Origin of the sequence: Pseudomonas putida (assembly GCF_004357765.1) — a bacterium.
GTDB lineage: Bacteria > Pseudomonadota > Gammaproteobacteria > Pseudomonadales > Pseudomonadaceae > Aquipseudomonas > Aquipseudomonas putida_U.
On record NZ_SMTE01000009.1, the window covers coordinates 17,428 to 43,382 of the forward strand.

At 63.1% G+C, this 25,955-nt stretch carries 20 protein-coding genes; 13 read left to right on the forward strand and 7 right to left on the reverse strand.

The window, feature by feature from the left end; translation table 11 throughout:
• Nucleotides 1–4: 4 nt before the first annotated feature.
• Nucleotides 5–1,567, forward strand: a complete 1,563-nt coding sequence (locus E2H86_RS14610; RefSeq protein ID WP_133328981.1) for a winged helix-turn-helix domain-containing tetratricopeptide repeat protein — start codon at nucleotides 5–7, stop codon at nucleotides 1,565–1,567.
• A gap of 95 nt (nucleotides 1,568–1,662) precedes the next feature.
• On the opposite strand, the gene E2H86_RS14615 is transcribed toward E2H86_RS14610, so the two are convergent.
• From E2H86_RS14615 to E2H86_RS14625, 3 genes are all read right to left on the reverse strand, one after another.
• Nucleotides 1,663–2,574 (reverse strand): MBL fold metallo-hydrolase, encoded by a 912-nt coding sequence (locus tag E2H86_RS14615; protein ID WP_133328983.1) that lies wholly within the window; start codon nucleotides 2,572–2,574, stop codon nucleotides 1,663–1,665.
• Between the two features lie 32 nt (nucleotides 2,575–2,606).
• The gene (locus tag E2H86_RS14620; protein ID WP_133328985.1) at nucleotides 2,607–3,809 is read right to left on the reverse strand and encodes an NAD(P)/FAD-dependent oxidoreductase; all 1,203 of its coding nucleotides are present in this window, start codon (nucleotides 3,807–3,809) and stop codon (nucleotides 2,607–2,609) included.
• Nucleotides 3,810–3,991: 182 nt separating this feature from the next.
• Nucleotides 3,992–4,366, reverse strand: a complete 375-nt coding sequence (locus E2H86_RS14625) for a response regulator transcription factor (RefSeq protein WP_133328987.1) — start codon at nucleotides 4,364–4,366, stop codon at nucleotides 3,992–3,994.
• Between the two features lie 202 nt (nucleotides 4,367–4,568).
• On the opposite strand from E2H86_RS14625, the gene E2H86_RS14630 reads away from it, so the two are divergent.
• Together E2H86_RS14630 and E2H86_RS14635 are read left to right on the forward strand one after the other, a co-directional pair.
• Nucleotides 4,569–5,219 carry a response regulator transcription factor gene (locus tag E2H86_RS14630; RefSeq protein ID WP_133328989.1) on the forward strand — a complete coding sequence of 217 codons (651 nt, stop codon included), beginning with the start codon at nucleotides 4,569–4,571 and terminating at the stop codon, nucleotides 5,217–5,219.
• Between the two features lie 42 nt (nucleotides 5,220–5,261).
• Nucleotides 5,262–10,355 carry a trifunctional serine/threonine-protein kinase/ATP-binding protein/sensor histidine kinase gene (locus tag E2H86_RS14635; protein ID WP_133328991.1) on the forward strand — a complete coding sequence of 1,698 codons (5,094 nt, stop codon included), beginning with the start codon at nucleotides 5,262–5,264 and terminating at the stop codon, nucleotides 10,353–10,355.
• 28 nt (nucleotides 10,356–10,383) lie between these two features.
• Here the strand turns inward: E2H86_RS14635 and E2H86_RS14640 are convergent, their stop codons facing one another.
• Nucleotides 10,384–10,902: a carboxymuconolactone decarboxylase family protein gene (locus tag E2H86_RS14640; protein WP_133328993.1), complete on the reverse strand. Its 519-nt coding sequence runs from the start codon at nucleotides 10,900–10,902 to the stop codon at nucleotides 10,384–10,386.
• A 129-nt stretch (nucleotides 10,903–11,031) separates the two neighbouring features.
• Here E2H86_RS14640 and E2H86_RS14645 point away from each other — a divergent pair, with 129 nt between their 5' ends.
• The 5 genes from E2H86_RS14645 to E2H86_RS14665 all read left to right on the forward strand — a co-directional run bounded on the left by E2H86_RS14645 (nucleotide 11,032) and on the right by E2H86_RS14665 (nucleotide 15,784).
• Nucleotides 11,032–11,862 (forward strand): AraC family transcriptional regulator, encoded by an 831-nt coding sequence (locus E2H86_RS14645; RefSeq protein WP_133328995.1) that lies wholly within the window; start codon nucleotides 11,032–11,034, stop codon nucleotides 11,860–11,862.
• A gap of 89 nt (nucleotides 11,863–11,951) precedes the next feature.
• Nucleotides 11,952–12,629 carry a thermostable hemolysin gene (locus tag E2H86_RS14650; protein ID WP_133328997.1) on the forward strand — a complete coding sequence of 226 codons (678 nt, stop codon included), beginning with the start codon at nucleotides 11,952–11,954 and terminating at the stop codon, nucleotides 12,627–12,629.
• Nucleotides 12,630–12,700: 71 nt separating this feature from the next.
• Nucleotides 12,701–13,363 carry a response regulator gene (locus tag E2H86_RS14655; protein WP_133328999.1) on the forward strand — a complete coding sequence of 221 codons (663 nt, stop codon included), beginning with the start codon at nucleotides 12,701–12,703 and terminating at the stop codon, nucleotides 13,361–13,363.
• A complete protein-coding gene (locus tag E2H86_RS14660; protein WP_133329001.1) occupies nucleotides 13,360–14,724 on the forward strand; it encodes a sensor histidine kinase in 1,365 nt (454 codons plus the stop codon). The genes E2H86_RS14655 and E2H86_RS14660 overlap by 4 nt, the downstream gene beginning before the upstream one ends.
• Nucleotides 14,725–14,878: 154 nt before the next feature.
• Nucleotides 14,879–15,784 carry a LysR family transcriptional regulator gene (locus tag E2H86_RS14665; RefSeq protein WP_133329003.1) on the forward strand — a complete coding sequence of 302 codons (906 nt, stop codon included), beginning with the start codon at nucleotides 14,879–14,881 and terminating at the stop codon, nucleotides 15,782–15,784.
• Nucleotides 15,785–15,842: 58 nt separating this feature from the next.
• Here E2H86_RS14665 and E2H86_RS14670 read toward each other — a convergent pair whose 3' ends face one another.
• Nucleotides 15,843–16,259 (reverse strand): RidA family protein, encoded by a 417-nt coding sequence (locus tag E2H86_RS14670; protein ID WP_133329005.1) that lies wholly within the window; start codon nucleotides 16,257–16,259, stop codon nucleotides 15,843–15,845.
• Complete coding sequence (locus E2H86_RS14675; RefSeq protein WP_133329007.1) at nucleotides 16,259–17,575, reverse strand: flavin-containing monooxygenase; 1,317 nt, start codon at nucleotides 17,573–17,575, stop codon at nucleotides 16,259–16,261. Before E2H86_RS14675 ends, E2H86_RS14670 begins: the two co-directional genes overlap by 1 nt.
• Before the next feature lie 276 nt (nucleotides 17,576–17,851).
• Between E2H86_RS14675 and E2H86_RS14680 the strand changes: the two genes are divergently transcribed.
• From E2H86_RS14680 to E2H86_RS14700, 5 genes are all read left to right on the forward strand, one after another.
• Nucleotides 17,852–18,529 carry a DUF1028 domain-containing protein gene (locus E2H86_RS14680; protein WP_133329009.1) on the forward strand — a complete coding sequence of 226 codons (678 nt, stop codon included), beginning with the start codon at nucleotides 17,852–17,854 and terminating at the stop codon, nucleotides 18,527–18,529.
• Nucleotides 18,522–19,682, forward strand: coding sequence for an acetylornithine deacetylase (gene argE, locus E2H86_RS14685; protein ID WP_133329011.1), 1,161 nt, complete (start codon nucleotides 18,522–18,524; stop codon nucleotides 19,680–19,682). Before E2H86_RS14680 ends, argE begins: the two co-directional genes overlap by 8 nt.
• A 180-nt stretch (nucleotides 19,683–19,862) precedes the next feature.
• Nucleotides 19,863–20,684, forward strand: coding sequence for a helix-turn-helix domain-containing protein (locus E2H86_RS14690; protein WP_243744067.1), 822 nt, complete (start codon nucleotides 19,863–19,865; stop codon nucleotides 20,682–20,684).
• Between the two features lie 45 nt (nucleotides 20,685–20,729).
• Nucleotides 20,730–22,109 (forward strand): aspartate aminotransferase family protein, encoded by a 1,380-nt coding sequence (locus E2H86_RS14695; protein WP_133329015.1) that lies wholly within the window; start codon nucleotides 20,730–20,732, stop codon nucleotides 22,107–22,109.
• Between the two features lie 382 nt (nucleotides 22,110–22,491).
• Entirely contained in the window at nucleotides 22,492–23,985 is a 1,494-nt protein-coding gene (locus E2H86_RS14700) for an aldehyde dehydrogenase (RefSeq protein ID WP_133329017.1), read from the forward strand.
• A 94-nt stretch (nucleotides 23,986–24,079) separates the two neighbouring features.
• Here the strand turns inward: E2H86_RS14700 and E2H86_RS14705 are convergent, their stop codons facing one another.
• On the reverse strand, nucleotides 24,080–25,456 hold the full coding sequence (locus tag E2H86_RS14705) for an APC family permease (protein WP_133329019.1): 1,377 nt from the start codon (nucleotides 25,454–25,456) through the stop codon (nucleotides 24,080–24,082).
• Nucleotides 25,457–25,955: the final 499 nt, after the last annotated feature.

Here is a 25,955-nt window from a genome sequence, read left to right on the forward strand (position 1 = left end):
CATCGTGCCATTTGAGTTTGATGACTACATGCTCGACGAGCAGCGCAGGGAGCTGACCCGGCACGGAGCACCCGTTGTCATCGGCCCGCAGGTGTTCGACCTGCTCGTGCACCTGGTCAGCCACCGCGAGCGGGTGATCGGTCGCGACGAACTGCTGGCGCGTGTCTGGAATGGCAAGATCGTTTCAGAGTCGACCATCACCAGTCATATCAATGCCGTGCGCAAAGCCATCGGCGACTCCGGCGAGCAACAGCGACTGCTGCGTACGGTGGCCCGCAAGGGCTATCGTTTCGTGGGACAGGTCCGTGCAGCGTCTGGCCCCCTCGAAGCGTTATCTGAGGCGGGGTACACCGTCAGCGGGCCTGCTCTGCCCGACAAACCGTCGATTACCGTTCTACCCTTTCAGAACCTCAGTGGTGACCCAGAGCAGGACTACTTCGCCGATGGCGTGGTCGAGGACGTCATTTCTGCCTTGTCACGCATCCGCTGGTTGTTCGTCATTTCGCGAAACTCCAGTTTCACCTTCAAGGGCCAGCGTGTAGACGCACAGCAGGTGGGGTTGGCACTCGGCGTGCGCTATGTGCTCGAAGGCAGCGTGCGCAAGGCGGGCAGCCGATTGCGCATTACCGGCCAACTGATTGACGCGATCACGGGCGAGCATCTGTGGGCCGAGCGTTTCGAGGGGCAAATCGATGACTTGTTCGAGCTTCAGGATCAGGTCGCGCAGAGTGTGGTCGGGGCCATCGCACCCCAGTTGGAGCGTGTCGAAATCGAAAGGGCCAGGCGCAAGCCTACCGACAGTTTGTGCGCTTATGACTACTACCTGCGAGGCATGGCGAAACTGCATCTTGGTACCCATGAAGCGATCGAACAGGCATTGCCGCTTTTCTACAACGCTATCGAGCGTGACCCTGAGTACGCTTCTGCCTACGGCATGGCGGCGTGGTGTTATTTCTGGCGCAAGCTCAATGGCTGGATGGATGATCGCGCCTCGGAAATCGCCGAAGGGATTCGACTGGCACGTATGGCGGTCGAATTAGGACGAGACGATGCGGTGGCGTTGACCCGAGGTGGACACACCCTGGGCCACCTGGCAGGCGATCTGGACGGCGGTATGGCGTTGCTCGAACGTGCGCGCCTGCTTAATCCCAACCTGGCGCCCGCGTGGTTTCTCGGCGGAATCTTGCGTGCATTGCGAGGTGAGACACAGGCGGCGATCGAAGACCTCAGACACGCTGAACGCCTGAGCCCGCTGGACCCTGAGATGTTTCGTTTGCAAGTGGGAATGGCGTTGGCGAACTTCTTCGCTGCGAAGTATGACGAAACCGTGATGTGGGCGGAAAAGGCTCTTGGGAATGTGCCCAGTCTGCTTGCCGCAGTGGCATTGCTGGCCGCCAGTCACGCGCTGAGTGGACGCCAGCAAAGTGCCCAGGTCGCGATCGCGCGCTTGCAGGAACTGGACCCTGGATTGCGAGTGTCGGCGTTGAGCCAGTGGTTGCCTATCTATCGTGATGAGGATCTTTCGAAGTTTGCCGAGGGGCTGAGGTTGGCGGGATTGCCGGAGTGAGGGACATCTTGTATGCCGGCCTGCTCCCCACACGTCACCGCGTATGTCGTGCATCGCACCGGTCTGTGTGAGGGGCAGTCGATACCACGGCTTTCTCAATAGTTCCAGAACCCCGCGACCCAGCGGAACCCTTCACCGTCGATTGCCACCCGTCCTACGGAAGGGAAGGGCAAGTGCGTGGCGACGAACAGTTCGCCACTGGCGGCGGCAGCGTGCAGCAGCGCCATCCTCACCCGCACCGACTCCTCTGGGTCGTGTTCGAAACCGTTGTGCCAATCCGGGTGGTCAAAGGCCACCGGGAATAGTGCGTCGCCGGCGAAGGTCAGCCGCTCTGCGCCTGAGTTGATGTACACCACACAATGCCCTGGGGTATGGCCGCCGGTGAGGCTGGCGACCACACCGGGCGCTACTTCGCGGTGCCGGTCAAAGGTGCGGATCTTGTCGGCGTAGGTTTGCATGAACGCATTTGCCGTGGACCGCAGCACGTTCGGTACCGGTTGCGGCATGTCTGTTTGCGAGAAGTCCGGTGCAGCCCAGAAGTCCATTTCGGTCGCGCTGACGTGGATCTTCACGTCCGCATCCAAGCGGTTCCTCACCTCGTCCACCAACAGACCGCCGATGTGATCCATGTGCAAGTGGGTGATGACGATATCGGTGATCGACTCCAGCGCGATGCCGGCTGCCGCCAGCCTTTTCGGGAACAGCCCGGCCCGTGGGAAACCAGGGAACTGACCACCCAGCCCGGCATCCACCAGGATGACCTGTTCGCCGCTGCGCACCAGCAACACATTCAGGGCCCAGTCGAAGGTGTCCGGTCCGAGGAACATGTCCTTGAACCACGCCGCCCGGGCGGCAGGATCGGCGTTGGTCGACATGGTTTCGGTGGGCAGCGGCAGTACACCGTCACTCACCACCAGCACTTCTATGTCGCCGACTTTCAAGGCGTAGCGCGAGGGTACCAGTTCTTCGGACAGGGTCGGGACGAGATCGTCGATTGGCATGGTCATGGTCGTTCTCCTGGTGCAAGGTCGTGCGAGGCTCACGCCACGGGAATGGATGGATCGGCAGAGGCCAGGGCGGTGGCGCGATCGGCTGCAGGTGGGTAGATCCACACGGTGTTGATCTGGGTCTTGAGCTCTTTGGCTTCGCCTTTGACCAGCTTCAACTGGCGGTCCCAGCCCTCGCTGTACACGGCGCCCCACGTGCCCAGGTCCAGGCAGGTCACGTACTTGGGCTGACGGTAGGTCGTCGGTGCCACACCCAGCAGATCGGCGGCGGCGTTGTTGCCGGCGTGGCGTCCGAGGCTGATCGCGTGCTGGCAGGACATCACCGCGAAGTTGCCGATCTCGTCGGTGGCGGCGTAGGCGACATCTCCTGCGGCAAATACATGGTCCAGGCCGCGCACCTTGAGATGGCCGTCCACATGCAGGCGGCCCTGGTGGTCGCGTGCGCTGGTCAGCTGTTCGGTCAGGGGGCTGGCGCGCATACCTGCGGTCCAAACCACGGTTTGGCTCTCGATATGTCGGCCATCAGCCAGCGTCACGCCATTGGCATCCACCGCCGTTACGCTGGTACCGACGACCCATTCGATACCCAGTTGCTGCGAGGCTTCGATGATTGAAGGTCGGATACCTTCACCCAGGGCTGCCCCGATGCGCTCGCCACGGTCAACGAGGATCACTCGGACCTTCGCCTCTGCGCCCAGTGCTGCGCGCAGTCGGGCAGGCATCTCGGTCGCGGTTTCGATGCCGGTGAAACCGCCGCCGGACACCACCACGGTATTGCGGGCGGCGCTTTCTGGGCGCTTGCCCAGCGTCATCAGGTGTTGTTCAAGACGTGCTGCCGACTCGATCTGATCCACGTCGAAGCTGTATTGGTCCAGTCCAGGCACGGGAGGACGCGCGAGCTGGCTGCCACTGGCCAGAATCAGGCGGTCGTAGCCCAGTTGCGCTTGTTGGCCAGCGTCGCCACGGTAGCTGACGGAGCGAGCCTGTTCGTCGATGCTTTCGGCGCGACCCTTGACGAAGCGCACGTCAACAGCGTCGAACAGCGCCTGGAGTGGCGCGAACATGCTGTGCACGTCGGCTTCATAGAAACGCGGACGGATGCGCAGTTCGGCCTGGGGCGCAAGCACGGTGATCTGCACGTCCTGCCGGCCATGCATATCGAGCAGGCGCGCGGCGCTCAGGGCGCTCCACAATCCGGCGAATCCTGCGCCGATAACCAGAAGTTGCTGTTTCATGTTCGTGCTCCTGACGTGAACGGTGAGGGTGCTGTACATCAGCCTTGGCGAGACGCTGTCGGGCCAGTCGTTCGCTGTAGGTCGATGTTAGGCAGGGGCAGGGACGGAAACACTTCTCCATGGGTGTGCAATGCCGTACACATGGGCGTAGCCGCGCTATACCAAGGTATCGAAAGTACCGTTCAGCGCTGCAGTACGGACTCGATGCAGTCCAGCAAATGCTGGGCCTCGAATGGTTTGGGCAGACAACTAACCACCCCGGCCATGCCTGGGGTGATGCGCGAGCGTTGGCCGGGGTGGGCGCTGATGAAGATTACCGGGATGTCGAACCCCCGTGCCTGTAGTTGCGTCAGCAGTTCGACTCCGCACATGCCTGGCATCTGAATGTCGCAGATCAGGCAGTCGGCCTGCCCCAGGCTATCGGAGGCGAGGAAATCGCTGCCGCTGCCAAAGGTGCGCGCCCGGTAGCCCGTGGCGCGTAGCAGACCATCGAGCGCAACTCGCAGGGGTTCGTCGTCGTCGACAACGGCAATCAGGGTTGCGGTGGGCTGCTTCATGCGCGATCTGCTCCTGGTGGCCGATGCCGTTGATCCAAGATACGCCGTCGCGCAAGTGGCAGAAGTATACCTAGGTATAACCGGAGCATACCTGCGTCTGGCATTGGTAGTTTCCAGTGGCCAAAGCGGTGAACCTTGCCCAACAATAGGCTAGATTGCTTACCTGCCAGCAGCACGCGGCGTCACGGCTGAAGGAGCGCAAATGGCCGTACAGAGTACCCATGGCCCGAATGAACCGGTGGTTTACATCGTCGATGACGATGCGTCCATGCGCGTCGCCTTGGACGGGCTGTTCCGTTCGGTCGGGCTGCAGGTACAGAGCTTCGCTTGCACCCAGGAGTTCGTGGACTTCCCGCGCAAGTCCGTGCCCGGTTGCCTGGTCCTGGATGTGCGTCTGCGCGGCGAAAGCGGCCTGTCGTTCCAGGCCCAGATGGAACAGGGCGGAGTGCGCATTCCGGTGGTATTCATGACCGGGCACGGTGATATCGCCATGTCGGTCAAGGCCATGAAGGCTGGCGCGATAGACTTCCTGACCAAACCGTTCCGTGACCAGGACATGCTCGACGCAGTGGCCAATGCCCTGGCCCGCGACCGCGAGCGTCTGGCCGATGAGCAGGCCGGCGGGGTTTTGCGCGGCGCTTTCGAAACCCTGACGCCCAGGGAGCGTCAGGTACTGGCCTTCGTGATCGCTGGCTTGATGAACAAGCAGATCGCCGCTGAGCTGAACCTCAGTGAGGTCACCGTGAAAGTGCATCGTGGGCAGATGATGAAGAAACTCGGCGCCCGCTCTGTTGCCGACCTGGTGCGCATGGCCGAGGCGCTGGGTGTCGAGCCGCTGGGTCGAACGGTCTGACGCAGTCTGTTTTCTCCCAACCCGATGAAGGGGGCCGGACCCATGTCAAGTAGACAGCAAGTGCTGTGGAACGATGGCGATCGCCTGTTTTGCAGGCTACGTCAGCCAGATGGCAAACACGTGTTGCTGATGCGACCTGCCAACGAGCAACCTGCGCCCGCCACCGTCGACCGCTTGGCGCATGAGTACGGCCTGCGCCAGCAACTCGAGAGTAGCTGGGCATTGCAGCCTCAGGCATTGGAGCGCATCAATGGCACGCTGCGCCTGGTGCTGGGCGATCCGGGTGGGCAACCGTTGTCGACTTTGCTGGTGTCGCCGCTGGGCATCGAAACCTGTCTTGAACTGGCGGTGGCAATCAGCGTTGCGGTGGGGCACCTGCACCTGGCCGGGCTGGTACACAAGGATCTCAAACCGCATCATATTCTGGTCGACTGCGACGACGGCAACGTCCGGCTGACCGGCTTTGGCCTGGCTTCGCGCTTACCCCGCGAGCGGCAAGCGCCCGAGCCGCCGGAGACCATCGCCGGCACCTTGGCCTATATGGCGCCTGAACAGACAGGGCGGATGAACCGTTCCGTAGACTCTCGCAGTGACCTTTACGCGCTGGGGGTGAGCCTGTACCAGATGCTCACCGGTTCGCTGCCTTTCAACGCCACAGATCCGATGGAGTGGGTGCACTGCCACATCGCTCGCAAACCGCTGCCACCTTGCGAACGGGTCGCCACCGTGCCGCAGCTGCTGTCCCAATTGGTGATGAAACTGCTGGCCAAGACCGCTGAAGATCGCTACCAGAGCGCCGCGGGCCTTGAGCAAGACCTGCGCCGATGCCTCGCCCAATGGCGACAGAACCGGAGCATCGCGGCCTTCAGCCTGGATGAACAAGGCACCGCCGACCGCCTGTTGATTCCGGAAAAGCTATATGGCCGTGAGCACGAAGTGCAGATTCTCGAGGAGGCCTTTACCCGCATGGTGCGCAGCAGCGTGCCGGAACTGGTACTGGTCAGTGGCTACTCGGGCATCGGCAAGTCCTCCGTGGTCAACGAGTTGCACAAGGTGCTAGTACCGCCCAGAGGGCTATTCGCCAGCGGTAAGTTCGATCAGTACAAGCGCGATATTCCTTACTCCACGTTGGTGCAGGCGTTTCAGGGGCTGGTGCGCACGTTGCTGGGAAAAAGCAGTGAGGTGCTGGCCGGATGGCGCACTGCCTTGCAGACGGCGTGCGGGCCCAACGCAAGACTGATGACCGACCTGATTCCGGAACTGCGGCTGATCATCGGCGAGCCGGCGCCGGTGCCGGAACTGGATCCGCAACAGGCGCAGCGGCGGTTCTTGCTGGTATTGCGGCGCTTTATCTCGGTGTTCGCCCGCGCCGAGCATCCGCTTGCCCTGTTTCTGGACGACTTGCAGTGGCTCGATGCGGCGACCCTCGATCTGCTGGAGGAACTGCTCACTCATCCGGAGCTGCGCTACATCATGGTGGTAGGGGCCTATCGCGACAACGAGGTAGATGCCCTCCACCCGTTGACTGCCAGGCTGCAGGCGATTCGCAGGGCTGGCGCGCCCGTGCGTGAAGTTCGCCTTGCGCCCCTGGCCCGTCCGCATATCGAACAACTGATAGCCGAGTCGCTGCATTGCCCGGCGCCCAGCGTGATGGGCCTGGCCAAGCTGGTCCAGGACAAGACCGCTGGTAATCCGTTCTTCATCATCCAGTTTCTTCACGCCCTGGCCGAGGAGTCGCTTCTGGCGTACGACCACGTGGCGCGGCGCTGGCAGTGGGATTCCCAGCGTATCCATGCCAAGGGTTATACGGATAATGTGGTGGATCTGATGGTTGGCAAACTGGCCCGTCTGCCGTTGGCAACCCGTCAGGCACTTCAGCACCTGGCCTGTTTGGGCAACGTGGCGGATGCGCAGACGCTCGCTCTGGTTCTCGATCTGCCGATGGAGCGAGTCCAGGCGACTCTCTGGGCGGCGATTCGACTGGAACTGGTGGTACACCAGGACGGCACCTGCGCGTTCGTTCATGACCGCATCCATGAGGCCGCCTATTCGCTGATCGCCGACCGCGACCGCGCTGCCATGCACCTGCGCATCGGTCGCTTGCTGGCCGATCACGTGTCGGCCCAGCACCGCGATGAAGCCATTTTCGAGATCGTCGGACAGCTCAACCGCGGCGCGACCCTGATCGATGCTCGCAGTGAGCGCGAACGGCTGGCCGAGCTCAACCTGTTGGCCGGGCGTCGAGCCAAGGCCGCATCGGCATACGAATCGGCCTTGAGCTACCTGAGGGTGGGCGAGCGATTGCTGGAAGGGCGGTGTGCCGCTTCCATGCACGAGTTGAGCTTTGCCCTGGCGCTCAACCTGGCGGAATGCGAGTTTCTCACCGGTCAGCTCAGGCTCGCGGATGAGCGCCTGATTGACCTGGCGTTGCGCGCCAGGACCACGGCTGAAGGCGTTGCGGTGGCGTGCCTGCATATGGATGTGTGCCTGATGCTCGATCGCAGCGACCGTGCGGTGGCGGTTTGCCTGGCGTGGTTGCGCCAAGTGGGTATTCACTGGATCGCGCAGCCGAGCGACGACCAGGTACGGGGCGAATATGACCAGATCGCGTTGCGGGTCGGCAGGCGCAGCATCGAGCAGTTGATCGACCTGCCGCTGATGCAGGACACGACCTCCCTGGCCATCCTGGACGTCTTGTGCAAACTGTTCGCACCGGCCCTGCAAACCAATGCCAACCTGGCCTGCCTGACCATCTGCAAAGCCGTGAGCTTGAGCCTTGAACATGGCAATTGTGATGCATCTTGCATGCTCTACGCCAATGTCGGACGCGTGTCCCGGCGCTATGGCGATTACCAGACCGGTTATCGTTTCGGGCGTCTTGCTTGCGAGCTGGTCGAACAGCGGGGGTTGCAACGTTTCGAGGCCAACACGTTCTTGTGTTTCTCGATGTTCGTGGTGCGCTGGATGCGGCCGGTCAGCGAGTGCCGCGAGTTGCTGCGGCGGGCCTTCGTCGCGGCCAACAGGGTCGGTGACCTGCCGTACGCCGCTTATGTCGGCAATGGGCTGATCTCTGATCGGCTGTTCATTGGCGAGCCACTGGGCGGCATGCAGACCGAGGCCGAGCAAGGCCTGGCCTACGCCGAAAAGGTGCATTTCGGGCTGGTGATCGATTTCATGAACACGCAGTTGGCGCTGATCCGGACGTTGCGGGGGCAAACGCCATCGTTCGGTTGCCTGGATGATGAACACTTCAGCGAGGCGCGTTTCGAGCAGCACCTTGACGCTGCCCCGGACTTGGCTCTGGCGGCCGGCAAGTACTGGGTTCGCAAGTTGCAGGCGCGCTACCTGGCAGGTGACTATGCCGCTGCCTCAGCTTGCGCTGCCCGGGCCAAGGCACTGACCTGGGTGATCGCCTCCTTTTTCGAGGAGGCGGAGTATCACTTCTTTGCCGCACTGACGCTGGCGGCTGGGGAGGGCGTTGATCAAGCCACCTTGCAGGCATTGGCCGAACACCACGAGATGTTGGCGATCTGGGCCGGCCAGTGCGCGGAAACCTTTGCCAGCCGACAGGTCCTGCTGGAGGCAGAGATCGCGCGGCTGCAGGGACGCCTGGTCGACGCTGAGCACCTCTATGAGCAGGCTATCCAGCTCGCGCGTGATAGCGGCTTCGTGCATGTCGAGGCACTGGCCAATGAGTTGGCATCGCGCTTCTACGGCAGCCGCGGACTGGCCCGGATTGCGCGGGTCTACCTTCGTGACGCACGCTATGGCTACCTGCGCTGGGGTGCCGATGGCAAGGTGCGCCAGTTGGACAGTCGCCATCGTAACCTGCGCAGTGTCGAACCGGAGCCTGGCCCCACCGCGACCATCGCCACCCCGGTCGAGCACTTGGACCTGGTAACAGTACTCAAGGTGTCCCAAGCCGTCTCGGGCGAAGTCGACCTGCAGAAGCTGATCACCCAAGTGCTGCTCACTGCCATCGAGCAAGCCGGAGCCGAAAGAGGCGTGCTGGTGCGCGTCCGAGGGGGTGAGGCGCTTATCGTCGCGCAGGCAGGTGTGGGGGAGTGCGAGGTGGTGCTCTGCAGCAAACCGGTGAGCAACACGCTGTTGGCCGAATCCGTGCTCTACCAGGTACTGCGTACGGGGGACAGCCTCTGTCTGGACGACGCCATTGGCGAAGCTGCGTTCATGGCCGATGATTACATCCGCCGCTGCAGCGCCCGGTCGTTGCTATGCCTGCCGCTCAGTCATCAGGCGCGGGTGATCGGGGCGCTGTATCTGGAGAACAATCTCAGCGCCGGTGTGTTCGATCCTGGAAGGATTGCCGTATTGCGTCTGGTGGCATCACAGGCGGCTATCTCGCTCGAAAACGCCAGGCTGTATCACGAGGTGGCGCAACGGGAGGCGAAGAACCGACAGGTACAGGCCGAGCTTGCCCATGCCAACCGTGTCGCGACCATGGGCCAACTTGCCGCTTCGATCGCCCATGAAATCAATCAGCCAATTGCCGCTACGGTCACCAATGCCAATGCCGCCATTCGCTGGTTGAACGCGCAGCCACCGGTGCTGGATGAAGTGGGCCTGGGCCTGGGACGAATCATCAACGATGCCAACCGCGCGGCTCAGGTTCTGGGCCGTATTCGTGAGCTGATTCGCAAAGCTCCGCCGCAAAAACAGGTAGTGGACGTCAACGCCGTGGTGCTGGAGATGGTCGACTTCATCCGTGGCGAGGCGATCAGGGCCGGGGCTCAGGTGCAGACCCTGCTCGCCGACGGAATGCCGCAGGTCCTCGCTGACCGCGTGGAGTTGCAGCAGGTGCTGCTGAATCTGATCCTCAATGCGCTGGAAGCAATGTCAGAGGTGGAAGGTGCTCGTACGCTGCAGATAAGCACGGCCATCGACCAGGAGGGTGTACGGGTAACGGTGGTGGACAGCGGGCCTGGATTCGCAGCGGCAAACGTGGAGCAGGTTTTCGAGCCGTTTTACACCACCAAGGCGGCAGGACTGGGCATGGGACTGTCGATCTGCCGCTCGATCATCGACAGTCACGGCGGGCGTTTTTGGGCCAGCGCCGGGCACAGCCCTGGCGCTGAAGTGCAGTTCACCTTGCCGGTGCTTAGCGAAGCGGGTGCGTGAAGGCCCGTTCAGCGCGGCACACGACTGCCTACTGCGCCGCGGGTGGGAAGTCGATCTCGGTCGCGGCGATATTGTTCAGGTAGTTGGTCAGGGTCAGCAGTGTCGTCTGCGCCACCACCTCGATGATCTTGCCATCGGTAAGGCCGGCTTGGCGCGCTGCAGCGATCTGATCGTCGCTCAACTGGCCGCGGCTTTCGGTGATTTGATGGGCCAGCGCTGCGATCGCGCTGAGTGTGCCGTTTCGGGCCTGTGCGATGGCCTCATCGCTCAGACCCGCCTTGGCGCCGAAAAAGGTGTGGGCAGCCAGGCAATAATCGCAACCGTTGATTTGCGAGGTAGCGAGTGCGACGACCTCGCGTTCGGCGGCGCTCAGTGAAATCTTGCCCAGGGCCTGGGCGAGGCCCAGGTAAGCGTTGAGTGCAGCCGGGGAGTGGGCCAGGGTCTTGAAGGTGTTGGGAATGAAGCCCAGGCCTTTCTGGATGCCTTCGAGGGCAGCGCGCGAGCCAGCAGGGGCTTGGTCGAGAGAGAGTGCGTCGATACGAGTCATGGTGGTTCTCCAAAGGTTGATTCAATCGGCTTGTCGTTCAAGCTTGGAGCCCATTCTAGGGAGACGGTCTTCTCTTTCGGATCCAGATCGTCGATTCTATGCAACAGATCGTCTAAATCTGAGCGCGCTATGGATCGATTATCGACATTGCTCAACCACTTCAATCTGCACGCCTCCACGTTCCATGCAGGCGGGTTCTGTGGCACCAGCGAGCTTTACGGGCAGCACAGCGTGGGCCACGCCCATTTGCTCCGCGCTGGCCGCCTGGTCTTCAAGGACAAACATGGTCAGCTCATCGAACTGAACGAGCCCAGCGTGATTCTGGCGGTGCGTCCACAGGAGCATCGGTTGCTGGCCGCAGAAGCCGATCAAGCGCAGTTGGTGTGTGCAACCTTGCAGTTCGAGGGCGGTGCCAATAACCCGCTGACCTTGGCCCTGCCGGACTTCATCATCAAGCCTCTGCGCGAGTTGCCCGGTCTCATGGGCACCCTCGACTGGCTGTTCGAAGAAGCCTCGGGCGACGAATGCGGCAGGGAGGTCATGCTCAATCGGCTGTTCGAACTGATGGTGATTCAGCTGCTTCGCCACCTTATTGCCAGCCGTAGCATTGCCTCGGGGATGATGGCCGGCCTGGCCAACGCCCAGCTCTCCCGGGCGCTAGTCAGCATCCACGACGAACCTCGGCGCAATTGGTCGGTAGCGCAGTTGGCCGATCGCTCCGGGATGTCGCGCGCAAGCTTCGCCGCGCACTTCCGCCAGACCGTGGGGATGACACCGGCGGACTATCTGGCGAACTGGCGGATCAGTCTGACTCAGAAACGCCTGCGCGAAGGCCGACCGATCGCCCTGATCGCCGATGAGGTCGGTTATGAAAGCCCCTCTGCATTGGCCCGCACCTTTCGCCGCAAGGTGGGCACAAGCCCAAGGGAATGGCTGCAGCACAACCGCCTGAAGGAATGAGCGGGGCCCGACATCCTCGCCACGCTCTTCAGATTCCCTTCAGATTGACCCTCGATACTCCCCCCATCGAACCCAGCGGGGGGACTCCCATGACCCAACTTCCCTGGAGCAGCCTGCTCCCACTGCCCATCGGCTGCCATGCCGACCATCACGCCCAGCTGTCTTTGGTGCTGGAGCAGGATGCCGGCCGTGTCGAGCTGGAAGGTTTCATCCATGCCTGTTTCGCTGCGGTGCACCATGCCGATGTGCACCACTACCTGCCGGAGCTGCTGTCGCTGCATGACAGCCATGGGCGCTTGATCGCGGCGGCGGGCATGCGTCTGGCCGGCAACAATGCCTTGTTTCTCGAGCACTACTTGGACGAGCCATTGGAAAGCGCGGTTTCCCGCCTGACCGGTGGTGTCCACGCGCGTGAAGGCATGGTCGAAGTCGGCAACCTGGCGTCGCTCAGTGCCGGGAGTGCGCGAATCATGATCATCGCGGTCACCTGGCTGCTCGCCTCGCGGGGCTTGCAATGGGTGGCATTCACCGGTGCTGCCACATTGCTCAACAGCTTCCAGCGCCTGGGCCTGGAGCCCGTCGTACTGGCAGAGGCCGACCCCGAGCGCCTGAACGGGGAGCGCGCGCAGTGGGGCACGTACTACAGCCAGCACCCACAGGTGTTTGCCGGCAACATCCAGCAGGGTTTTCAACGCCTGAGTGCGGCAGGGGTGTTCCAGCGCCTGGGATTGCCATTGGTCGACCAGGAAACGGGGCATGCCGCATGAGCGCGAGCGGTCGTGCGGTGGGATAATCTCGATGCTTTACTCAAGGCCATCAGGTAATAACAGGATTGAACATGCGGCTGCTGCTGGTTGAGGACGATACCGCCTTGGGCGAGGGGATCTGTGATGGGTTGCGTCAGGAGGGCTACACCCTCGACTGGTTGCGCGACGGAGTGAGCGGGCTACATGCCCTGCAACATGAGGCATTCGACCTGGCGATTCTCGACCTGGGTTTGCCGCGCATGGATGGCATCGAGCTGCTGCGCCGCCTGCGCGCCGGGGGCGACAGCCTGCCGGTGCTGATCCTCACCGCACGCGATGCCACCGAAGACCGTATCACCGGTCTGGATGCCGGGGCCGACGACTATCTGGTCAAGCCATTCGACCTCGACGAGCTCAAGGCGCGCCTGCGTGCCTTGCTCAGGCGCAGTGCCGGCCGGGCCAAGCTGGTCATCGAGCATGCCGGCGTGAGCCTCGACCCCAGCACGCAACAAGTCCATTACAACGGCGTCCTGGTGGTGTTGACGCCAAAGGAGTACGTGCTGTTGCACGAGCTGCTGGCGCAGCCTGGCAAGGTATTCACCCGCGACCGTCTGACCCAATTGCTGTACGGCTGGGATGAGGAGCCGGAAAGCAACACCCTGGAGGTGAATATCTATCACCTGCGCAAGAAACTGTTCAACGGCCTGATCCGCACCGTGCGCGGTATCGGCTACCTGGTCGAGGGCAAGGCATGAGTTCGCTGCGCCAGCGCACGTTGTGGCGGGTGATGCTGCTGCTGTTGTTGGGGACCGGTCTGCTGGCGCTCTACAACTTCCACGACAGCCGTCACGAGATCAACGAGGTCTATGACGCGCATCTGGCCCAGAATGCGCGTCTGTTGCAAGGCGTGATGAGCCTGCCGGTGCAGGAGGGCAACCGCGAGCAATTGTATAAAGCGTTCAACGAGGCGCTGAGCCGGGCCGGTCGGCACCGGGTGGGCCATCCGTACGAAAGCAAGCTGGCGTTCCAGATCTGGGATGACCGGGGCGGTTTGCTGGTCCACACCCCTAGTGCACCGGCGTTGGGAACGCCGCCTTCGGCGCCTGGCTTTGCCGATTTTGTGCTGGGTGGCGACCGCTGGCGCGGGTTCGTTCTGCCGGTGCCGGAAAAGCACTGGGTCATCTGGGTTGGCGAGCGCAACGATGTGCGCTATGACCTGATCGACCGTATCGTACGCCATACTTTGATGCCATTTCTGCTCGGCAGCCTGGCCCTGGCCCTGCTGGTATGGGCAGCGATCGGTTGGGGGCTGCGGCCCTTGCAGAACATGGCCAACGTGATCCGCGCACGGCATGCCGAATCGCTCGAGCCGCTGCAACTGGTACCGCTGCCGTCGGAGCTCGAGCCCATGCAGGCGGCCATCAACCGCTTGCTGGCGCAGATCAAGGATCTGCTGCGTCGCGAGCACCGCTTCATCGCCGATGCGGCCCACGAAATGCGCACGCCGCTGGCCATCCTCCGGCTGCACGCGCAGAACGCCCAGGCCGCGAACAACGAGGCTGAGCGGCAAAAGGCCCTGGGCTTCCTGATCGGCGGTGTCGACCGGCTGACACGGGTGGTCAATCAGTTGCTGACATTGGCCCGCGTCGAGCCACGTCTGGGCCAACGTGCCACCACCGCGGTCGACCTCGGCGAAGTGGTGACCGACATCCTGGCCGAGCTCACGCCCTGGATTCTGGACCGAGGCCTCGAGCCTTCGCTGGTCATCGACGAAGCCGATCATCACCTGGCCGTCGATGCCGGGGTATTGGGTATCGCCTTGCAGAATCTGGTCGCCAATGCCGTCGAGCATTCGCCCCCGGGCGGGCGCGTCACGGTATCGCTCAGGCGTCGGGCGACTGCTTTCGAGCTGGTCGTCGAGGACGAAGGCCCAGGCCTGGACGAAGAGAGCCGGCAGCGGGTCTTCGAACGCTTCTACAGTCGCAATAGTCCCAACGGGGCGGGGCTGGGGCTTTCCATCGTGGCCACCATCATCGACCGTCTCGGCGGTCAGGTGCAGTTGGACAACCGTGATAGCGGCGGTTTGGCGGCTACGTTGTCGATTCCCGTCGCCTGAGGCAGACAGGTAGCGCCGTCCAGCGCAAGCACAGGAAAAATATGCTCAGGTCCCAGGTAAATCCTCGCGCCAGCGCCCCTGCACAAGCATCCTGCGCAAGGTAAAGTGGCGAAAAGATCCCCACGGCGCGGTTAGCGGCGCCACAGAGGTGCCCATGGCTTCCTATACCCTGCGTCAACTCAAGTATTTCGTCACCACGGTCGAGGCCGGTAGCGTCGCCGAGGCCTCGCGCCAGCTGTACATCGCCCAGCCGTCGATTTCCACGGCGATCAAGAGCCTGGAAGAAAGCTTCGGCGTGCAGTTGTTCATTCGTCATCACGCCCAGGGCGTGTCGCTGACGCCGAGCGGCAAGCGCTTCTACGCCAAGACCCGGGCGCTGTTGCAGATGGCCCATGAGTTCGAGCAGAACGCCCTGGCCGACAACGACACCGTGGCCGGGCAGATCGACATCGGTTGCTTCGAGACCGTGGCGCCGCTCTACCTGCCGCGGCTGATCGCCGGTTTTCGTGAGCGCTATCCGGGCGTCGACATCCGTCTGCGCGATGGTGAGCAGCAGGAGCTGATCCAGGGCCTGACGGCGGGCAGCTTCGACTTGGCGTTCCTGTATGACCACGACCTTGACGGCACCATCGAGACCGAGCCGCTGATGCCGCCGCAAAAGCCCTATGTGCTGCTGCCGGAAAAGCATCGCTTCGCCAGCCAGGCCCAGGTCTCGCTGCGCGACCTGTGCCCGGAGCCGATGATCCTGCTGGACGTGGCGCCCAGCCGTACGTACTTCGTCAGCCTGTTCAACGAACTGGGGTTGACGCCGAACATCGTCTTCAGTTCGCCGTCGATCGAGATGGTGCGCGGGATGGTCGGGCAGGGGTTCGGTTTCTCGCTGCTGGTGACTCGGCCCCATTCGCCGTTCACCTACGACGGCCAGCGCCTGGCGATGGTCGACATCGCCGAACCGGTGGCATTGTCGGGGCTGGCAGCGGCACATTTGAAGCGAGTACAACTGACCAAGCCGGCGCAGTTGTTCGTCGAGTTCTGCCGGGAAGAGTTGGCGAAGCTGTGACAGCTTCGCCGGGGTCTACTGCGAACAGGGGCGCCAAGCGCCCCGAGCGCACCGGTCGTTACGCCTGATCCGGCACTACCGCGATCACATCGATCTCCATCAGCCACTCAGGCTGGGCCAACCCGGCAACCACCAGGCCGGTGGAAATCGGGAACACCCCCTTGAGCCACTTGCCGACTTCCTTGTACACCGGCTCGCGGAAGCGCGGGTCGGTGATGTAGGTGGTGGTCTTGACGATGTGCGACAGGTCCGAGCCGGCTTCCTCGAGCAACTGTTTGACGTTCTTCATGGCCTGCTCGGCCTGCGCCCGAGGATCACCCAGGCCGACCAGCCGGCCTTCGAAGTCGGTACCGACCTGGCCACGTACATAGATGGTGTTACCGGCCCGCACGGCCTGGCACAGGTCGTTGTCCAGGGTCTGGTTGGGGTAGGTTTCCTTGGTATTGAACATGCGGATGCGAGTGTGGGTAGGCATCAGTGGGCTCCGAGGGTGCTGACGTTGCGGGTCGTGGTGGCTGGTTGCTCTGCGGCGCGCTGGTCGCGGTCGCGGTAGGCCAGGTAGGTACGTTGGGTGGCGATGTGGCCGGCGACGTGCTTGGCGTCGTGCCATACGCCCCAGATGAACGACGAGCCACGGCGCGACAGCCACGGCAGGCCGAGGAAATACACGCCGGGCTCTTTGGCCACGCCGCGTTGATGCTGCGGCTTGCCGTTGGCGTCGAAGGTGTCGACCTGCAGCCAACTGAAGTCGACGCCATAGCCGGTGGCCCAGATGATGCTGGTGACACCCGCCTTGGCCAGGTCCAGTTCGAGCAGCGGGTTGCTGACGCACTCCGGGTCGGGCAGGCGTTTGCGGGCTTCGGGCTCTTCCGGCAGGTCCAGGCCGTTGCGCTCGATGTAGGCATCGGCGGCATCGAGCAGAGCCAGGTAGTTGTCGTCGCCGCGGTTGAGGTTATCGGCCAGGTTGTTCTGGAACCGCGCCACGCCGTTGTCGAAGGAGTCGGTCAGGCCGACCAGGGTCATGCCCTGATGGGCGAGAGCGCGGAAGTCCACGGTGTGGCCACCACGGGCGCCGGAGACGGCGATGGTCACGTGCTCGCGGCCGGGCTTGGCGATTTCCGCATCCCACTCGCCGAGCACCCCCAGCCACCAGCAGAAATCACGGTTGCGATAGCTGCGCGGCGGGCGGTCGTGGGCGCCGACCGACAGGTACACCTGGCGACCGGCGCGCATCAGTTCTTCGGCGATCTGTACGCCGGAGGAGCCGGCGCCGACTACCAGCACTGCGCCTTCGGGCAGTTGCTCGGGATTGAAGTAGGCGGCGGAGTGGATCTGGTGCAGGTTGGCGTCTTTCGGCGCGATGGCAGGAATGACCGGTTTCTGGAACGGACCGGTGGCCGCCACCACACGGTTGGCGCGAATCACGCCTTCGTTGGTCTCGATGATGAAGCCAGGGCGGTCGCTATTGCGCACCACTTTCTTGACTTCGATGCCGGTGCGCACCGGCAGGTTGTAGGTGCGCACGTACCGTTCGAAGTAGTCGGCGACCTGGTCTTTGCCGGCGAAGGCGTCGTCGTCGAGGTCGAATTCCAGGCCCGGGAAGCGGTCATGCCAGACCGGACCATTGGCCACCAGCGAATCCCAGCGGCCGGTACGCCAGGCTTCGGCGATGCGGTTGCGCTCCAGTACCAGGTGCGGTACGCCAAGCTTGCTCAGGTGTTCGCTCATGGCCACGCCGGCCTGGCCGGCGCCGACTACGAGGGTGTCGATTTCGATGTTGTTCAGTGTCATTTCCGAGCCCTTGTTCAGGCGGTTGTTGTCAGGTCGGTTCGATGGACCGCCGTTGCCTGGGGCCAGACTAGGGAGGGGCGCAAGATCGCGAAAATAGTATTTAGCTGGGGCTTGCCGATAAATTGCCGAAGGGTGCCGGGGACAAGGCTCGGCGCCAGAATCGGCAGGGTTTTGCCGGGCCCTTAGGTTTTTCCTTGGCAATGCCGAGGAAAATGTTGGTTTCGTCCCTGACGGGGCTTGCAGAGAATCCTGTTGAACCCGAACAGGAGCTGCACCATGACTTTCTCCATCATTGGCCGCTGCCAGGAAACTGGCCAGGTCGGCATCGCCATCAGTTCGTCGAGCATCGCCGTGGGGGCACGCTGCCCATGGGTGCGGGCCGGCGTGGGGGCCGTATCGACTCAGAACATCACCTTGCCGGCGCTCGGCCCGCAGATCCTCGATGCCCTCGAGCGTGACCAGATGCCGCCGGCAGCGGCATTGGACAAGGTGCTCAGCGCCAACGGCTGGAGCGAATACCGGCAGGTGACGGTGATCGACAACCAAGGCCAGGTGGCGCTGTTCACCGGCAAAGAAGCGCTCGGCGTGCACAACGCTGTGGCTGGCGAGCAATGTGCAGCGGCGGGTAACCTGCTGGCGTCGCAGGCGGTGATCGAAGCCATGGTCGCTGCCTTCGAGCAAGCCGGTGGCCACCTCGCGGACCGCTTGCTGGCGGCGATGCATGCAGCCATGGCGGCCGGGGGCGAGGCAGGGCCTGTGCATTCGGCAGCCCTGAAGGTCGCTGGCGAGCACACCTGGCCGTTGGTCGACCTGCGCGTCGACTGGGTCGAGCACGACCCGATCGGCGAACTCGACCGCCTTTGGCAGGCTTACCGACCACAGATGCAGGACTACGTGACCCGCGCCCTGAACCCCACCGCAGCGCCAAGCTACGGGGTACCGGGCGATGAGTGAAGTGTCCAGCCGTGCGCTGCTCGAGCGCCTGGTGGGCTTTGCCACGGTCAGCCGCGACTCCAATCTCGAACTGATCGGGTTCATCCGTGACTACCTGGCCGGGCTGGGTGTGCAAAGCGAGTTGTTTCTCAACGACGCAGGCACCAAGGCCAATCTGTACGCCACCATCGGTCCAGGCGACCGAGGCGGCGTGGTGCTCTCCGGCCACACTGACGTGGTGCCGGTGGACGGCCAGGCATGGACGGTCGATCCGTTTCGCCTTACCGAGCGCGAAGGCCGTCTGTACGGTCGTGGAACCGCCGACATGAAAGGCTACATCGCTTCGGTATTGGCGGCGGTTCCGGCGTTTCTGGCCGAGCCGCTGACCATGCCGGTGCACCTGGCCTTCTCCTATGACGAGGAAGTCGGTTGCCTGGGCGTGCGCTCGATGCTTGAAGCCTTGCAACAGCGCCCGCACAAACCACGGCTGTGCCTGATCGGCGAGCCGACCGAGCTCAAGCCGGTGCTCGGCCACAAGGGCAAGCTGGCCATGCGCTGCCAAGTGCACGGCGCGGCCTGTCATTCGGCCTACGCGCCCTATGGTGTCAATGCGATCGAATATGCCGCCCGGTTGATCGGCAAGCTTGGCCAGATCGGTGACGAGTTGGCCCTGCCTGCGCATCACGACGAGCGTTTCGACCCACCGTTCTCGACCGTGCAGACCGGAGTGATCAAGGGCGGTCGGGCACTGAACATCGTGCCCGAGGAGTGCGAGTTCGACTTCGAGGTGCGTGCCTTGCCCGGTTTCGAGGCGCAGCGCGTGGCCGATCAACTGCAGACATACGCCGAGACGGAACTGCTGCCGCGCATGCGGGCAGTCAATGCCGCCAGCGATATCCGCCTGCGACCGCTGAGTGCGTATCCGGGGCTGGCGACTACCGCAGACAGCGAGGCGGCGCGGCTGGTGGCGTTGCTCAGCGGCTCCGATGCGTTTGGCACGGTGGCCTTCGGTACCGAGGGCGGGTTGTTCGACCAGGCCGGCATTCCCACGGTGGTCTGCGGGCCGGGGAGCATGGACCAGGGGCACAAGCCGGACGAGTTCGTCAGCATCGCGCAACTGCACGGCTGCGATGCGATGTTGCAGCGTCTGGCCGTGTATCTGCGTCAGGCGTAAGCGAGGCGGCCTTCACGAGGCGCAACGAGAAGGCCGCCGGCACGTACAGGTTCACCCTATCGGGTGATTTTCCAGGACACGGACTCATGGGAACATCCCCTTAACAGAGCAACGATGTCGCCTCATGCCAGGCAGTCATTTCAGGTGGATGCAGACGTGAACAGTGCGCAACTCACTTCGATGCAGTGGTACGAGACGATGGCCAAGGTGACCGCGGCCATCGGCGCATCGGGCTTCGCTGCAGCATTGATCGAGGCATTGGCGAGCATCGGTCCGGTGAAGGCCACCACGGTGTATCTCTACCCGCATCAAGGCTTGCCGTCGGCCTGGTTCGAGTGCGACGGGGCCGGGCCCTGGGCGCCGGAAGGCAACGTACGGCGCTACCTGTCGGGCTTCTACCTGCTCGACCCTTTCTACGAAGCCAGCATCGAGGGCGTGCCGTCGGGCTGTTATGCCTTGGACCAGGTGGCCCCTGATCACTTCAAGCTCAGCGAGTACTACCTGGCGTTCTACCGCCATTCGTACCTCGAAGACGAGATCAACTACATCCTGCAGCTCGACAACGGCTTGAGCCTGGCGGTTTCCCTGGCCTTCACCGACGAACTCGACGACGACACCCGAGCCCGCTTCACGTGCATCAGTCCTTGGGTGTTGGCTGTGCTGGCCAAGCACTTCGACGGTTATCAGGGCCGCGGTGGGCGGATCGAAACAGGTTGGGAACAACGGGTCCACGCCGCGCTGAGCAACTTCGGCTCGTCCTTGCTCACCGAGCGTGAGTGCCGCATCGCCCAACTCATCCTGCGCGGCCACTCGACCCGCTCGTTGGCCGAGCGTCTGGGCGTCTCGGAAGACACCATCAAGTCCCACCGCAAGAATGTCTACGCCAAGTTGGACATCGGCACGCAGTCGGAACTGTTCTCGCTGTTCATCGACGCACTGGCCAACGCTCAGGGCGTGCTGGGCCGAGATCCGCTGGAAAGCTACATGGGCAAGCTGCGCTGAGCGCAGTTGCCTCGCTCCACCCCATACCAACAAGGAACACCCGCCATGAATGCGCCTTTCGTACCGCAACGCCAGACCCGTGACTATCAGGCCAGCGACGCCGCCCACCACATCCATGCCTTCCTCGACCAGAAGGCGCTCAACGCCGAAGGTCCACGGGTGATGGTCGGTGGTGAGCGACTGCATCTGTGGGACAGCGAGGGCAAGCGCTACCTGGACGGCATGTCGGGGCTGTGGTGTACCCAGCTCGGTTACGGGCGCAAGGACCTGACCGCCGCCGCTGCCGCGCAGATGGACCAGTTGGCGTACTACAACATGTTCTTCCACACCACCCACCCGGCGGTGATCGAACTGTCCGAACTGCTGTTCAGCCTGCTACCGGGTCACTACAGCCACGCGATCTACACCAACTCAGGCTCCGAGGCCAACGAGGTGCTGATCCGCACCGTCCGCCGCTACTGGCAGGTGGTTGGCCTGCCGAGCAAGAAGATCATGATCGGTCGCTGGAACGGCTACCACGGCTCGACCCTGGCCGCCACGGCGTTGGGCGGCATGAAGTTCATGCACGAGATGGGCGGTATGATTCCGGATGTGGCACACATCGACGAACCCTACTGGTACGCCGCTGGCGGCGAGCTGTCGCCGGCTGAGTTCGGCCGCCGCTGTGCCCTGCAGCTGGAGGAAAAGATCCTCGAACTGGGCGCCGAGAACGTTGCCGGCTTCATCGCCGAGCCGTTCCAGGGTGCGGGCGGCATGATCTTCCCGCCAGAGAGCTACTGGCCGGAGATTCAGCGGATCTGCCGCCAGTACGATGTGCTGCTATGCGCCGATGAAGTGATCGGGGGCTTTGGCCGTACTGGCGAGTGGTTCGCCCATGAGTACTTTGGTTTCGAGCCCGACACCTTGTCGATCGCCAAGGGTCTGACCTCGGGTTATGTGCCCATGGGTGGCCTGGTGCTGAGCAAGCGCATCGCCGAGGCGCTGGTGGAGCAGGGAGGAGTGTTCGCCCACGGCCTGACCTACTCCGGTCACCCGGTGGCGGCGGCGGTGGCCATCGCCAACCTCAAGGCCCTGCGTGACGAAGGGATCGTGCGCCAGGTGAAGGATGACACCGGGCCGTATTTGCAGCGAATTCTGCGTGAGGTGTTCGCCAACCATCCGCTGATCGGCCAGGTGCAGGGCGCCGGGCTGGTGGCAGCGTTGCAGTTCGCCGAAGACAAGACCACCCGCAAGCGCTTTGCCAACGAGAACGATCTGGCCTGGCAGTGCCGCACCTTTGGTTTCGAGGAAGGCGTCATCATTCGCTCGACCCTCGGACGGATGATCATGGCGCCGGCGCTGGTGGCCAGCCATAGCGAGCTGGATGAGTTGGTGGAGAAGACCCGCATTGCGGTAGATCGGACTGCCAGGTTAGTGGGGCGCTGATTTTTCGATTGTGCGCTTGAGGGGGGTGGTGCTGCGCATATCGAGCGCCGTCCGCGCGGCGCATCGCGAGCTGCGCTCGCTCCTACGCTTGTTTTCGGCCAGTGAGGTCTGTGCGATTTGCGCGCGGACGCCTTGTTGGCACGACACGATATTGCGTCGTGCCAACAAGGCGTCCGCGCGCCGCCATAACTGACGCTACTGGCCTGAAACAAGCGTAGGAGCGAGCGCAGCTCGCGATGCGCCGCGCGGGCGGCGCTCGATATGCGCAGCACCACACCCCTCAAGCGAACACCCCGAGCCCCACCTTCTCTTCAAATCCCCCCCAGCCAAACCCCATCCCAAAACCGACAAAAAACCGTCTCAAGCGCCCTCGGAGCCCTCCATGCAAACCCTGCAATTCTGGCAACAACGCGCCTCCACCCTCACGCTCCCCAACAAGGCCCTGATCGAAGGCCGCCAACTGAGCGCCAGCGACGGCGCAACCTTCGCCGCCATCAATCCGGCCACCCAGCAACTCCTCGCCCAGGTAGCCTCCTGCGCCCAAGCCGAAGTCGACCTCGCCGTTGCCAGCGCCCGCCAGGCATTCGAACATGGCCCCTGGCCGCGTATGGCGCCGGGCGAGCGCAAGAAAGTATTGCTGCGCCTGGCCGAGCTGATCATGGCCCATCGCGAAGAGCTGGCCTTGCTCGACTCGCTCAACATGGGTAAACCCGTGATGGATGCCTACAACATCGATGTGCCAGGCTCCGCCCATGTCTTCGCCTGGTACGGCGAGGCACTCGACAAACTGTACGACCAGGTCGCGCCGACCGCAGCCAACGCGCTGGCCACCATCACCCGCGAAGCGCTCGGCGTGGTCGCTGCCGTGGTGCCATGGAATTTCCCCCTGGACATGGCCGCCTGGAAGCTCGCACCCGCCTTGGCTGCGGGCAACAGCGTGGTGCTCAAGCCGGCCGAGCAGTCGCCGTTCTCAGCGTTGCGTTTGGCCGAGCTAGCCCTGGAAGCCGGCCTGCCGGAAGGTGTGCTGAACGTGGTACCGGGCCTGGGCGAACAGGCCGGCCGCGCCCTCGGCCTGCATCCGGATGTGGATTGTCTGGTGTTCACCGGTTCGACCCAGGTGGGTAAGTACTTCATGCAGTACTCGGCGCAGTCCAACCTCAAGCAAGTCTGGTTGGAGTGCGGTGGCAAGAGCCCGAACCTGGTATTCGCCGACTGTCAGGACTTGGATCTGGCTGCGGAAAAGGCCGCCTTCGGTATCTTCTTCAACCAGGGCGAAGTCTGCTCGGCCAACTCGCGCCTCTACGTGCAGCGCTCGATCCATGACGCGTTCATCGAGCGCCTGCAAGCCAAGGCCCATCAATGGCTGCCAGGCAATCCACTGAACCCGGCCAGTCGCGCCGGCGCCATTGTCGATGCCGAACAGACCGCACGCATCGCCCGAGCCATCGGCCGGGCCAAGGAGGAGGGTGCGCGCCTGGTCTGTGGCGGTCAGCGACTGACCATCGATGGCAGTGACAATTACATCGAGCCGACCATCTTCGCCGAGGTCGGGCAGGGCATGAGTCTGGCGCGTGAGGAAGTGTTCGGCCCTGTGCTGGCGGTGAGTGCCTTCGACACCGAGGAACAGGCCATCGCCCTGGCCAATGACAGCATCTACGGTCTGGCCGCTTCGGTGTGGAGCGACGATCTCAACCGCGCCCACCGCGTCGCCAGGCGGTTGAAAGCGGGTACGGTGTCGGTGAATACGGTCGATGCCCTGGATGTGAGCGTACCGTTCGGTGGTGGCAAGCAATCCGGTTTCGGGCGTGACCTGTCGTTGCATTCGTTCGACAAGTACTCACAGCTCAAGACCACGTGGTTCCAGCTGCGTGGCTGAGGTGCCACGGCGCTCCAGATGAACTCAAGAAAACGCCGACGATCACTCGTCGGCGTTTTTGTTCATGGCTGCCGCAGTAAAGCGACCTATACGGTCAGTCGGCCATCTGCAGTTCAGGCAGCTTCACTCGAAATGCCCGCGTCAGCCCCAGCAAGAACAGCAGGCCTGCGCCCATCCAGCACAAGCCGATGGTGAAAGACAGGCTCGACAGGCTGGTCCACAGCCATATCGTGCTGAGGAACCCCAGCCCCGGAATCAAGCCGTAGCGCAGGGCATCGCGGGTGCCACGCAACTTCTGGTCGATCAGGTAATGTTTGACCACGGCCAGGTTGACCGCCGAGAAAGCGAACAGCGCGCCAAAACTGATCATGTTGGCGACCGTATCCAGGCTGATGACCAGGGCGGTCAGCGAAACCAGCCCGACCACTAGGATCGCGCAGGCCGGCACACGCTTTTTCGTCACCAGTTGGCCGAATACCCGAGGCAGGGCGCTATCGCGTCCCATGGCGAACAGCACCCGCGACACGCTGGCCTGGGACACCATCGCCGAGGCGAAGCAGCCGGCGACGTAGGTCGCGGTGAAGGCACTGGCCAGCAGTTGGCCGCCGGTGCTGCGCATCACTTCCACCGGTGCCGAGTCGGGGTCGGCGAAGCTGCTCCAGTCTGGATGCACCAGCTGTGCGAAGTACGACACCAGCAGAAACAGCAGTCCGCCGCTCAACGATACCGCCATGATCGCCTGGGGGATGCGGCGCTTCGGGTCGCTGGTTTCCTCGGCCATGGTCGACACTGCGTCGAAACCGACGAATGACAGGCACAGTACAGCTGCGCCGGCCATGATCGCCGAAGCGCTGAATCCTTCGTGGTAGAACGGTGAAGTCAGCGATACCGGGTGCGCCTGACCAGACACGGTCTGGATCGACAAGGCCACGAAGACCACGATGAACACCAACTGGGCGACCACCAGAATCCAGTTGACCCGGGTTACCGACTCGATGCCGATCAGGTTGAGAAAGGTCACCAGGCCGATCGAACCGAGCACCCACACCCAAGGGTGAATATCCGGGAAGTATTCCGACATATAGATGCCGATCAGCAGATAGCTCAGTAACGGCAGGAAGATGTAGTCGAGCAGTAGCGTCCACCCGGCCATGAACCCCGCGCAGGCCCCGAAGGCTTTGCGCGTATAGGTGTAGACGGAGCCGGAGTAGGGATGGGCCTGCACCATCCGGCCGTAGCTGTAGGCGGTGAACAACATCGCGCCGAGGGTCAGCAGGTAGGCGGTGGGCAGGTGGCCTTTGGTCATCTGCGCCACCAGGCCATAGGCGGAGAACACTGCCAGCGGCACCATGTAGGCGAGGCCGAAGAGCACCAGGGCAGTCATGCTCATGGATTTGCGGAAACGGCCGGTGGTGTTCGAGGCTGAAGGGGAATGCGCGGGGGGCGTGGCGGTTGTGCTTGTTGTATGCATTGCGAACTCCTGATGTCGGATGCAGGACGCCGCGGTAGGCGAGCAGGCTCGATACCGTTAGGGATGTCTGGAGCGGACGATTGGGCAGGAAAGGTGGGCGAACGTTGCCCAGGTGGAGCGAAAGGGACTAGCGGATGCGCCCGGTATTGCCATGTTCAGGGAAAGGCGGACCGCACAGGGCGGGCTGGGCGAGGGATGCGTTCATGTCATTGTTCTCTTTTTTATCAAGGCACGAAGGATAAGGCCGCTCATTGGCTTCTCGAAGCCGTTGCAACGGTTGAAGCCAACGGGCCTTGACGAATGCTCCCACACTGCCAGGGCAGGGGAAATCACCCCTTGGGGTGAGGACGATGGCTCGGTTTTTTCGCACAGGACCGTGAACACACGGGTGACGTCCAGGCGGTGCTAGCGGTATCGTTAGCAAAACAACGAAAACTGCATCGCCATCAATGTGGGGCTCATGGCATCGACTTCTGCAACCCGCGGACTGAGCGCGCGC